Origin of the sequence: Peptoclostridium sp. AF21-18 (assembly GCF_003478825.1) — a bacterium.
Lineage (GTDB): Bacteria > Bacillota > Clostridia > Peptostreptococcales > Peptostreptococcaceae > Peptacetobacter.
This window is the reverse complement of record NZ_QUGE01000004.1, coordinates 1-11,176: the sequence shown is the minus strand read 5'-3', so window position 1 is coordinate 11,176 and position 11,176 is coordinate 1. Positions and strand designations below refer to the sequence as shown.

Sequence of the window (11,176 nt, the reverse complement as noted above, 5' to 3'; positions counted from 1 at the left end):
AGGTCATAATCAGATGGCAAATAAAGGTAAAGTAGTGCAGATAATAGGTGCCGTTATAGACGTTAAGTTTAATAGCGGTAGAGAACTTCCAAACCTATTTAATGCAATTGAAATAGAAATGAAAGATGGCCATAAAGTTGTAGCAGAGGTTACACAGCACATCGGTGATGATATTGCTAGATGTATATCTATGAATGCTACAGATGGTATGGTAAGAGGAGCAACAGCTATAGATACAGGTGCTCCAATAAGTGTGCCAGTAGGTAAAGAAACTTTAGGAAGAGTATTCAACGTATTAGGAAATGCAGTTGATAGAAAAGGGGAACTTGAAGGTGTAAAAAGAATGCCTATACACAGACAGTCTCCAGATTTCGACGAATTAGAAACACATGCAGAAATACTTGAAACAGGAATAAAAGTAGTAGACCTTTTAGCTCCATATCTAAAAGGTGGTAAAATAGGTCTATTTGGTGGTGCTGGTGTTGGTAAAACAGTACTAATACAGGAGCTTATAAACAATATAGCTAAGCAGCACGGTGGTATATCAGTATTCTCAGGTGTTGGAGAAAGAACAAGAGAAGGTAACGACTTATACCAGGAAATGACTGAATCAGGAGTTATAGAAAAAACTGCGATGGTATTTGGTCAGATGAATGAGCCACCTGGAGCCAGAATGAGAGTTGCATTAACTGGGCTTACAATGGCAGAACATTTCAGAGATGAAGAACATCAGGATGTGCTTTTATTCATAGATAATATATTCAGATTTACTCAGGCAGGTTCAGAAGTTTCAGCACTTCTAGGACGTATGCCTTCAGCAGTTGGTTACCAGCCAACACTAGCTACAGAAATGGGTGCCCTACAGGAAAGAATAACATCTACAAAAGATGGTTCTATAACATCAGTTCAGGCAGTATACGTGCCAGCCGATGACCTTACTGACCCAGCTCCAGCTACAACATTCTCACATCTAGATGCTAAGACAGTTCTTTCAAGACAGATATCTTCTCAGGGTATATATCCTGCAGTTGATCCACTTGAATCAACATCAAGAGTACTAGATCCTAAAATAGTTGGAGAAGAACATTACAAAACAGCTAGGGAAGTTCAGTCTATACTTCAGAGATATAGAGAGCTTCAGGATATAATAGCGATATTAGGTATGGATGAATTATCAGATGAAGATAAATTAACTGTTGCAAGAGCTAGAAAGATACAGAAATTCCTTTCTCAGCCGTTTGCTGTTGCTGAACAGTTTACTGGAAAAGAAGGTAAATATGTTCCAATAAAAGAAACAGTTAGAGGATTCAGAGAAATATTAGATGGAAAACACGACAATGTTCCTGAATCAGCATTCTTATTTGCTGGAACAATAGATGATGTAACTGCTAGAGTGCAGAATGCATAGTAAAATCTAGTCAGTGAAGGCAGGTGGAATAATGGAAAATTCATTACATTTAAAAATAATTACTCCAAACAAAACTTTCTATGACGGAGATATTGATTCTGTTATAGTAAAAACAACTGGAGGAGAAAGACAGATTTTAAAAAATAGACGTCCATTTTCGGCTGAAATAATTGAAGGAAATATAAAAATAAAATCAGAAAAATCTACTGAGCTAGTATTTTCTACAGGTGGATTTATAAGTTCTGAATATGAAAATGTAGTAATTCTTACAAAAATGGCTAAAAATGTAGATTAGAATAAAATAAACTGGTATTAAAAATTCGTTTAAAAAATGAATATTTTAATACCGGTTTTTATTTTTTTAACTATGAAAACGATTTTAAACAATTTTAAAAGTTAAGTTTGGAAAATGGAAATCAATCTAAATATAATAGTTTTTTAATATTGATTACTTTAAAAAAAGTCAGAAAAAAGTAACAAAAAGATAACAAAAAACTTGATTATTGGATATGCAATGTTATATAATAAAAAAGTAGCGACTCATAGAAAAAATATATACCTAGATGTCGCTATTTAATAAGAAAAGCAAACGCTTTTACAAAATAAATATAGGAGGATTTCAGAAATGGGAAATGATTCAGTAAAACACCCTAAAGGGTTATACGCTTGTGGATTAGTATTCACTTGTGAAAGATTCGCATACTACGGATCAAAATCGCTATTATTATTATTCTTAGCTACAGCCGTTGCTGAAGGTGGTCTTGGATTAGATGCTAAAGATGCAGCAGTAATCGGGGCTAACTTAATGGCTTTCACTTACCTAGCACCAGTTATAGGTGGGGTAATATCAGACAGATGGTTAGGAGCTAGATACTGTGTTGTTATAGGTGCTCTTATAATGGCAGGTGGATGGTTCATAGGATACTTTGCAACATCTGTTATGCACGTTCATGCATTAATCGCAGTAGTTTCAATAGGAACAGGTCTATTCAAAAACCAGTTAAATGCAATGGTTGGGGAATTATATACAGATAATGCTCAGAAAGACTCTGCGTTCTCTATATTATATTCATTCGTAAATGTTGGTTCATTCTTCGGATCTTTAATATTAGGATACTTATGTGCTAATACATTTGCTACAACTGTAGACGGAAACTTAGTTCAGGGATTCCAGAAATGTTTCGGTTTATCAGGAGTAATGATGTTAGTAGCTACAGTAGTTTCAGTTTTAGGATGGAGAGTATTAGGTGACGCTGGTAAATTACCACAGAAAATGCTTAGCAATGGTGATGAAGAGAAAAAAGTTCTTTCAGCTGAAGAAGCTAACAGAGCTTTAACTCCAGAAGAAAAGAAAAGAGTTATAGCAATAGTTATAATATCTGCATTCACTATAATATTCTGGACAGCTTACTATCAGGCATCTACTTCAGTTCTTCTTTACATGAACACTTATGTAAACATGAACATAGGTAGCTTCCCAATACCACCAGTATGGATAGAAACTACTCTTAACGGATTACTTTGTATATTACTTGGACCTGTTATGGCTGCTATATGGACTAAATTATCTAAGAGACCTCAGGGTGACTTAACTATGATCCAGAAAGTTTCTTTAGGATTCATATTCCTAGGTGTAGCATTCGTATTCATGATAGGTGCAGAATTCACAAGAGGAGTTGGCGCTCCAGAAACTGCTAAAGCTTCAGTTGCTTGGTTAATGGGATTCACAGTATTCCAGACTATAGGTGAAATGTGCTTCTCTCCACTAGGAAACTCAATGGTTTCTAAACATGCTCCAGCTAAATACTTAACAGTATTAATGGGTGTTTGGACATTAGCAACATTCGCTGCTTCTAAAGCATCAGGATACGTTCAGGGTATAATGGAATCAATGGGTATGATGCAGGTATTCATAGCTATACCAGTTATACTAATAGTATCAGCTGTATTACTTCTTGTATTCGATAAAAAACTTGAAGCAATGCTTACAGCAGGACAGAAATAATCTTTGGATTATAATTGAGATTGAAAAATTTAAAGTTTATATAATGAAAACTGTCACACATTTGTGTGACAGTTTTTTTATGTATAAATATAAAATAAGAAATAGCTCATTATAAAAAGTAAAATAAATCTCCTTTGAATAATAAAATTTACAGAATATTAGAATATAAAATATATAAATATTTTTAATGAAAAGTTAAGAATTATATGTTATTATATTCATTGTATCAAAAAAGGGGGTTATTTGATTGAAGAAAAAAAGTAATGAAAAGAGTAAATTTATAGAAAAAATTAAACATAATACATTTAGATTTTTAGCGATGATGGGATTTATAATGGCATATATGGCTATTTTTGGTGAAGAAAATACACTACCTGGAGTTGCAATATATGTTGGAATAATGATGTTCCCTAAGATGAATACAGGTATAAAGCTTTACGATATGCTTATTATGATAGCTATACTATTTTTAGGATCTGGTATAGTTGCTCAAATTGGAGTGATCTCTCCATGGCTTGCATTACCACTTAATATTATATATATATTTATAACGATGATAGTAACTACGGAGCCAGCTCCATACAGAATGAATATGGTATTTTTATTACCTCTTTTATTCTGTCAATCTGTCCCAGTAACTATTGACCTATTCCCTAAAAGAATGCTTGGTATGTTAATAGCAACAGTTATAACTGTTGTAGTTACATATATTGAGTGGAAAAAAAGAGGTTATGGAAAAGAGGGAAGAACATTAAAAGAGCAGATAAAAGAAGGTATGAAATATATAGATGTATCTGCAAGAATGGCGATTGGAGTTTCATTAGCTATACTTATAGCTGCACTTATGAATTCTGCAAAACCATTATGGATTAGTATAGTTGTAATGTCTTTAACTCAGATAGATACAAGTGATATGGTAGATAGAATAAAATACAGAACTACAGCAACAGTGTGTGGAATATTCTTCTTCTCAATAGTATTTGGATATATATTCCCTGTCGAGTATGCAGCTGTTCTAGTAATGATACTTGGATATGTTGGGTTCTTTATAGATAAATACAAGTATAAACAGTTTATAAACTTCATATCATCAATAAATGCATCACTGATAATATTTAATGCAGAAACTGCTATGGTAAATAGATTTGTAGGTTTATTTATTGGGATAGCGATAGTACTTGTATTACATATAATAAGTAGTGGTACAAAATTATTATTAGAAAAAATAAGTGATAAAGAAATTGATTTAATTGACGTAGAATATTAAAAAATAAATATAAAAAAACGAAAAAGAGCTCAATTATCCTCTAAAAAAGTATTTACTAAAAGAGGAAATTTAGCTCTTTTTTTTATTCACTTAATTTATTTATTACGTTTAAATGCATTCTAAACATTGTAAGTGGGATGTAGTGTTTAGTGGAAATTATTACATTTCCATTGCTGTTATAAAGTGTTTCTAGTATAAGTATGAACATTTCATCGTGTGAAAGTTCGTATTTTATAGCTGTAAAGTTACCTGTAGTAGTAAAACTAAGTTCACAACTGCTTTTAGAAGCAATAGAATAAATCCTATCTTCCATAAAATCTTTTAGGTTATTTATATCATTTAAATCTACATCGTACTCAGAAATAGTTTCTATAGGGATAAAACTAAGAGAATAGCCTTTAGTTACACCATCAAATTTATACCATCTATCAGATATAACAACTGCGGCAGTTTTTCTTTCTAAGTTCTTTGATATTGCATCGGTTGCAGGCTCTATTCTAAATTCTATTTCTAAGTCATCTATCTCATCATTGTAACAAGCATAGAAAGGATGCTGAAGCTTTTCCATTCCAAAATTCTTGCTTATAGGGTGAAGCTCTTTGATATAATTTCCCTTACCCTGAATATTAGAAATAAGTCCGTCCTCTTGTAAGAGTGCAAGAGCTCTTCTAAGTGTCATCCTACTAACGCCCATCTGTTCAGCTAGATTTGGCTCTGATGGAAGTTTTGATCCTGGAGGATAAACACCGTCCTGTATTTTTTTAAATAATTGATCGTAAACTTTGACATGTTTTAATTTTTTTTGTTTTTCAGATGAAATCTCTGGTATCATTTTCCTCCCCCTATCCATTAAATTATACAAGTTGTATTATAAGTTTCAAACTCTGTATTGTCAATAGATAAGAAAGTTATGAGAAATAGTAAGAATAGAAATGTATTATAAAAATTAGACAGGTAGACAACTTGTCTAATTGTAAAATGGTCAAAAAAGTATAAAATACACATAAAAATGTAAGGAAAAGGTTATATTTTAATAAAAAATTGCTAAAAAAATACAGAAAACGTATTGCAGACTAGACAAGTATATGATATTATACAACTAAAGACAGAGAGTTATATAAAAAGACAAATAATTATACAAATGATTGATGAAGAATAAAAATAACTCTAAGAAAGAAATAATTACAAATAATAAATTAAAAAAATAAAATTCATAATGAAAAAGGAGAGAACAATTATGCAGAATTATTCAGGAGAAGTTGGATTACAGTATCATTTACAGATAAGACCAGGAGATGTTGGACGTTACGTTATACTTCCAGGAGATCCTAAAAGATGTGAAAAAATAGCAAAACATTTCGATAACGCAGTACTAGTTGCTGATAGTAGAGAATATGTTACATATACAGGATACCTTGATGGAGAAAAAGTAAGTGTTACATCAACAGGTATAGGTGGTCCATCAGCATCAATAGCAATGGAAGAACTTAGACTTTGTGGTGCGGATACATTTGTAAGAGTTGGTACTTGCGGTGGAATAGATATAGATGTAAAAGGTGGAGATATAGTAGTAGCTACAGGTGCTATAAGAATGGAAGGTACTTCAAGAGAATACGCTCCAATAGAATTCCCAGCAGTTGCTGACTTAGAAGTAACTAATGCTTTAGTTGCAGCAGCTAAAAAATTAGGATATACATATCATGCAGGAGTTGTTCAGTGTAAAGATGCATTCTACGGACAGCATGAACCAGAAAGAATGCCAGTTAGTTATGAACTTTTAAATAAATGGGAAGCTTGGAAAAGATTAGGATGTAAAGCTTCAGAAATGGAATCAGCTGCATTATTTATAGCAGCAAGTCATTTAGGTGTTCGTTGTGGATCTAACTTCTTAGTTGTAGGAAACCAGGAAAGAAACGCAGCTGGATTAGAAAACCCAATAGTACACGATACAGAAAGTGCTATAAAAGTTGGAGTAGAAGCACTTCGTATATTAATAAAAGAAGATAGAGAAAACAATAAATAGGCTGATTTTCAGTAAATAGAGGAGAACAAACGGATGAAAGCAATATTAAATTTACTGGGAATCGTAGTAGTACTAGGAATACTTTGGTTAATATCTTGGAAAAGAAAAGACGTATCATTCAAAATGCTTTTAAAAGGTATGATAGCTCAGTTTATCATAGCTTTAATACTTGTAAAAGTTCCAGCAGGTAGAATGGTAGTTTCAAAAATATCTGACGCTGTAACAGGAGTTATAAACTGTGGTTCAAATGGATTATCTTTCGTATTTGGTTCACTAGCAGATAGTTCAGCACCAACAGGTATGATATTCGCTGTACAGGTACTAGGAAACATAGTGTTCTTATCAGCACTTGTAAGTTTACTTTACTATATAGGTGTACTTAACTTTGTAGTTAAATGGATAGGAAAAGCAGTTGGTTGGATAATGGGAAGCTCAGAAGTTGAAAGTTTCGTAGCAGTTGCTAATATGTTCTTAGGTCAGACAGACAGTCCAATATTAATAAGTAAGTATTTGAATAAAATGACAGACAGTGAAATCATGGTCGTACTAGTATCTGGAATGGGAAGTATGTCAGTTTCAATATTAGGTGGATATACAGCGCTTGGAATTCCAATGGAATATCTATTAATAGCGAGTGCACTAGTTCCAATAGGAAGTATAATGGTTTCAAAAATAATATTCCCTCAGACAGAAGAAGTTCACGAAGTTGGGGATATAAAAATGGATAACAAAGGTAACAATGCAAACGTAATAGAAGCTGTTTCTGAAGGTGCAGTAACTGGTATGCAGATGGCATTATCAATGGGAGCTTCTCTAATAGCAATGGTTGCATTAGTTGCATTAATAAATAAAGGTTTAGGTGTATTTGGAATAAGTCTTGAACAGATTTTCTCTTATGTATTTGCACCATTTGGAGCACTTATGGGATTAGATCCATCAGAAATACTAATGGAAGGAAATCTTTTAGGAAGCAAACTTGTAATAAACGAATTCGTAGCATTTGAACAGTTAGGTAAAATAATATCAAGTATGGATCCAAGAACTGCAATAATGGCTACAATATCACTTTGTGGATTTGCTAACTTCTCAAGCTTAGGTATATGTGTATCTGGTATAGGTATACTTTGCCCAGAGAAAAAAAGCACACTAGCTAGATTAGTTTTCAGAGCTATGATAGGTGGGGTTGCAGTAAGTTTACTAAGTGCAATGACAGTAGGATTTATAATGCTATTCTAATTGGATGAAAAATAAACTATAATAGTAGTAAACAAAATTATAAAAGCAATAAATATAAAAGGGGTGAATGTAAAATGAGTAAATATAAACGTATATTTGTCGTCGTAGTAGATTCACTTGGAATAGGAGAAATGGCAGATGCAGCTAAATATGGAGATAGTGGAGCAGATACTCTAGGTCATATAGTTGAACATGAAGGAACAAATATGCCTAATCTTCATAAACTTGGTATAGCCAATCTTAAAGAATTAAAAGGACTAGCTCCTGTAGAAAATCCAATTGGAAAATACATGGCTCTAAATGAAAAAAGTGTAGGAAAAGACACTATGACAGGACATTGGGAAATGATGGGATTAAATGTTGAAAAACCATTTAAGACATTTACAGAAACAGGATTTCCAGATGAACTTATAGAAGAGCTTGAAAAAAGATGTGGTAGAAAAATAATTGGTAACAAAAGTGCAAGTGGGACAGCGATAATAGAGGAATTAGGAGAAGAAGAAATAGAAAAAGGTCACCTAATTGTATACACTTCAGCGGACTCTGTATTACAGATATGCGGTAATGAAGAAACAATGGGTCTTGAAAATCTTTATAAATACTGTGAAATAGCTAGAGAACTTACATTAAAAGATGAATGGAAAGTTGGTAGAGTAATAGCTAGACCATATATAGGTATGAAAAAAGGAGAATTTAAAAGAACTTCTAATAGACACGACTATGCGCTAAAACCATTTGGAAAAACAGTTTTAAATCAGTTAAAAGACAACGGATATGATGTAATATCTGTTGGTAAAATAAATGATATATTTGATGGAGAAGGAATAACTGAGTCAAATCGTTCAAAATCATCTGTTCAGGGAATGGAACAGACTATAGAAATAGCGGATAGAGATTTTAATGGGCTTTGCTTTGTAAATCTAGTTGATTTTGATGCATTATGGGGACATAGAAGAAATCCAAAAGGATATAGTGAAGAGATAGAAAGATTTGATGAAAAGTTAGGAGAACTTTTAAAACATCTAAATGAAGAGGACTTACTTATAGTAACAGCAGACCATGGTAATGACCCTACATTTAAAGGTACTGACCATACAAGAGAAAGAGTTCCATTTATAGCATATTCACCAGTGTTCGAAAATGGTGGAAAAATGGAAGATGCAAGTACATTTGCTGTAATTGGAGCAACTATAGCAGATAACTTTGGTGTAGAAATGCCTGAAAATACTATAGGATACTCAGTATTAGACAATCTTTAGAGGTTAGAGGAAAATCTAAAGAAAATAAAAAAGGAGAATAAAATGGAACAGAGCAAAATAATAAACATGGTAGACCACACTTTATTAAAACAGACATCAACATGGGAACAGATAAAAGAACTATGTGATCAGGGAATGGATAAAAATGCAGCTTCTGTATGCATACCTCCATACTTTGTAAAAGCAGCAAAAGAATATACAGAAGGTAAATTACCTATATGTACAGTAATAGGGTTCCCTAATGGAAATATGACTACAGCTGTAAAAGTATTCGAAACTGAAGATGCTGTTAAAAACGGTGCTGATGAAATAGACATGGTAATAAACATAGGTCTAGTTAAAGAAGGAAAATATGACGAAGTGCTAAAAGAAATAAATGAAATAAAAGCAGCTTGTCATGGAAAATTATTAAAAGTAATAATAGAAACTTGCCTTCTAACAGAAGAAGAAAAAATAAAAATGTGTGAAGTAGTTACAAAATCAGATGCAGAATATATAAAAACATCTACTGGTTTCTCAACTGGAGGAGCTACAATAGAAGATATAAAATTAATGAAAAAATATTGTGGATCTGATTTAAAAATAAAAGCTGCAGGTGGAATAAAATCTTTTGAAGATGCAGAAGAATTTATAAAAGCTGGAGCAGACAGACTAGGAACAAGTAGACTAGTAAAATAATAAAAGTAATTAGTAGTAAAATAAATAAGTTGATAAAAATTCCAAAATGATAATAAAATTCCAAAATAAGTGTAAATAATTTAAATTAAAAAGAATGTAGTAAAAGTGATATCGCCAATATCATAAAAGTTAACCAACCTTATAAAATTATAAAAGATAAAATTAGAAAAGCAGGACATCCAGTAAGAGGGGTGTCCTGCTTTTTTGTATACAATGAGAAAATAAGAAATGAAAAGAATGAAAAATAAAAATATTTAATTAATTTCATATAAATAAAGGATATAGTTAAGTTTTGTAGTATAATTATATTATAGAAATAATTAATATTAAAAATTTAAAGAGCCAAAGTAGGAATGATATGGAAATATTTGGAATAGGTACAGATATAATAGAAATAAGCAGAATAAAGAAGAGTCTTGAAAGTGATAGATTTTTAAGAAGAATTTTTACTGATAATGAAATAGAATACTTTGAAAGTAGGGGAATGAAGCGGGAAAGTGTAGCTGCTACATTTTCAGCGAAAGAAGCGATAAGTAAGGCAGTTGGTACAGGTATAAGAGGATTTAACTTCAATGATATAGAAGTGCTGAGGGATGAAAAAGGCAGACCCTATGTAATCGCACATGGAAATTTTAAAAAGCTCTGTTCAGATAATAATATCTGTGAGATAAAAGTATCACTATCACATTGCAGAGAATATGCTGTTGCGAATGCTATGGCTATAACAAGGAGTGAAGAGGTATGATGAATGATTTAAAAGCGAAAGAAATAATGACAGTTGATGTTAAGACAGTAAAAAAAGACGATACAGTATCTGATGTAGCAAAAATGCTTATCCAGGATAAGATAGGTGGGCTTCCTGTTGTCGATGAAGATAATAAAGTTATAGGCATAATTTCTGAGACAGACATACTTAAAAAGGAAAAATACATAGAACCACCTCGGGTAATAAATTTCCTACAGGGATTAATATTCCTTGACGATATGAAAAATCTTGAAAAAGATTTAAAGAGAATTGCTGCATATAAAGTAGAAGATCTTATGACAGAAGATATAGTTACTGTTCATGAAGATGATAAGTTTGACGATGTAGCAAATGTTATGATTAAGAAGTCTATAAATAGAGTTCCAGTTGTTGATGATGATGGAAAGATTAAGGGAATTATTTGTAGATACGATATAATAAAATCTCTTTACGGAGATAAATAATGTATGAAAAATGCTGTTGCAAATTTTGCAACAGCTATTTTTTTAATTACAAGGATATTATAATACTTCAAATTCTGTGGAAAACCTGTGT

11 protein-coding genes are annotated in these 11,176 nt (G+C 32.0%); 10 read left to right on the top strand and 1 reads right to left on the bottom strand.

The genetic code is table 11. The annotated features are described in order from the left end of the window. Nucleotides 1–13 precede the first annotated feature (13 nt). The 4 genes from atpD to DWX74_RS03140 all read left to right on the top strand — a co-directional run bounded on the left by atpD (nucleotide 14) and on the right by DWX74_RS03140 (nucleotide 4,680). Complete coding sequence (atpD, locus tag DWX74_RS03155; RefSeq protein WP_118548674.1) at nucleotides 14–1,408, top strand: F0F1 ATP synthase subunit beta; 1,395 nt, start codon at nucleotides 14–16, stop codon at nucleotides 1,406–1,408. Nucleotides 1,409–1,439: 31 nt separating this feature from the next. Next, on the top strand, nucleotides 1,440–1,703 hold the full coding sequence (locus DWX74_RS03150) for a FoF1 ATP synthase subunit delta/epsilon (protein ID WP_040410756.1): 264 nt from the start codon (nucleotides 1,440–1,442) through the stop codon (nucleotides 1,701–1,703). Nucleotides 1,704–2,033: 330 nt separating this feature from the next. Beyond that, the gene (locus DWX74_RS03145) at nucleotides 2,034–3,413 is read left to right on the top strand and encodes a peptide MFS transporter (protein WP_118548673.1); all 1,380 of its coding nucleotides are present in this window, start codon (nucleotides 2,034–2,036) and stop codon (nucleotides 3,411–3,413) included. A 247-nt stretch (nucleotides 3,414–3,660) separates the two neighbouring features. Then, nucleotides 3,661–4,680 carry an FUSC family protein gene (locus DWX74_RS03140; protein ID WP_118548672.1) on the top strand — a complete coding sequence of 340 codons (1,020 nt, stop codon included), beginning with the start codon at nucleotides 3,661–3,663 and terminating at the stop codon, nucleotides 4,678–4,680. A gap of 82 nt (nucleotides 4,681–4,762) precedes the next feature. Here the strand turns inward: DWX74_RS03140 and DWX74_RS03135 are convergent, their stop codons facing one another. Then, a complete protein-coding gene (locus DWX74_RS03135; RefSeq protein ID WP_199647531.1) occupies nucleotides 4,763–5,512 on the bottom strand; it encodes a GntR family transcriptional regulator in 750 nt (249 codons plus the stop codon). 405 nt (nucleotides 5,513–5,917) lie between these two features. Here DWX74_RS03135 and udp point away from each other — a divergent pair, with 405 nt between their 5' ends. The 6 genes from udp (at nucleotide 5,918) to DWX74_RS03105 (ending at nucleotide 11,085) form a co-directional block, all read left to right on the top strand. Next, entirely contained in the window at nucleotides 5,918–6,703 is a 786-nt protein-coding gene (udp, locus tag DWX74_RS03130) for a uridine phosphorylase (RefSeq protein ID WP_006441190.1), read from the top strand. Between the two features lie 33 nt (nucleotides 6,704–6,736). Continuing rightward, nucleotides 6,737–7,939 carry a NupC/NupG family nucleoside CNT transporter gene (locus tag DWX74_RS03125; RefSeq protein ID WP_006441191.1) on the top strand — a complete coding sequence of 401 codons (1,203 nt, stop codon included), beginning with the start codon at nucleotides 6,737–6,739 and terminating at the stop codon, nucleotides 7,937–7,939. Between the two features lie 74 nt (nucleotides 7,940–8,013). Then, nucleotides 8,014–9,198, top strand: coding sequence for a phosphopentomutase (locus DWX74_RS03120; RefSeq protein WP_118548670.1), 1,185 nt, complete (start codon nucleotides 8,014–8,016; stop codon nucleotides 9,196–9,198). 42 nt (nucleotides 9,199–9,240) lie between these two features. Then, nucleotides 9,241–9,876 carry a deoxyribose-phosphate aldolase gene (gene deoC, locus DWX74_RS03115; RefSeq protein ID WP_118548669.1) on the top strand — a complete coding sequence of 212 codons (636 nt, stop codon included), beginning with the start codon at nucleotides 9,241–9,243 and terminating at the stop codon, nucleotides 9,874–9,876. Between the two features lie 358 nt (nucleotides 9,877–10,234). Further along, entirely contained in the window at nucleotides 10,235–10,621 is a 387-nt protein-coding gene (gene acpS, locus DWX74_RS03110; protein ID WP_118548668.1) for a holo-ACP synthase, read from the top strand. After that, entirely contained in the window at nucleotides 10,618–11,085 is a 468-nt protein-coding gene (locus DWX74_RS03105) for a CBS domain-containing protein (protein WP_006441058.1), read from the top strand. The genes acpS and DWX74_RS03105 overlap by 4 nt, the downstream gene beginning before the upstream one ends. Nucleotides 11,086–11,176: the final 91 nt, after the last annotated feature.

Bases quoted from the DNA above. Each gene is read 5' to 3' on its own strand.
- DWX74_RS03145 (WP_118548673.1), top strand. From the start codon at position 2,034: ATGGGAAATGATTCAGTAAAACACCCTAAAGGGTTATACGCTTGTGGA.
- acpS (WP_118548668.1), top strand. From the start codon at position 10,235: ATGGAAATATTTGGAATAGGTACAGATATAATAGAAATAAGCAGAATA.
- deoC (WP_118548669.1), top strand. From the start codon at position 9,241: ATGGAACAGAGCAAAATAATAAACATGGTAGACCACACTTTATTAAAA.
- DWX74_RS03150 (WP_040410756.1), top strand. From the start codon at position 1,440: ATGGAAAATTCATTACATTTAAAAATAATTACTCCAAACAAAACTTTC.
- DWX74_RS03120 (WP_118548670.1), top strand. From the start codon at position 8,014: ATGAGTAAATATAAACGTATATTTGTCGTCGTAGTAGATTCACTTGGA.
- atpD (WP_118548674.1), top strand. From the start codon at position 14: ATGGCAAATAAAGGTAAAGTAGTGCAGATAATAGGTGCCGTTATAGAC.
- DWX74_RS03135 (WP_199647531.1), bottom strand. From the start codon at position 5,512: ATGATACCAGAGATTTCATCTGAAAAACAAAAAAAATTAAAACATGTC.
- udp (WP_006441190.1), top strand. From the start codon at position 5,918: ATGCAGAATTATTCAGGAGAAGTTGGATTACAGTATCATTTACAGATA.
- DWX74_RS03105 (WP_006441058.1), top strand. From the start codon at position 10,618: ATGATGAATGATTTAAAAGCGAAAGAAATAATGACAGTTGATGTTAAG.
- DWX74_RS03125 (WP_006441191.1), top strand. From the start codon at position 6,737: ATGAAAGCAATATTAAATTTACTGGGAATCGTAGTAGTACTAGGAATA.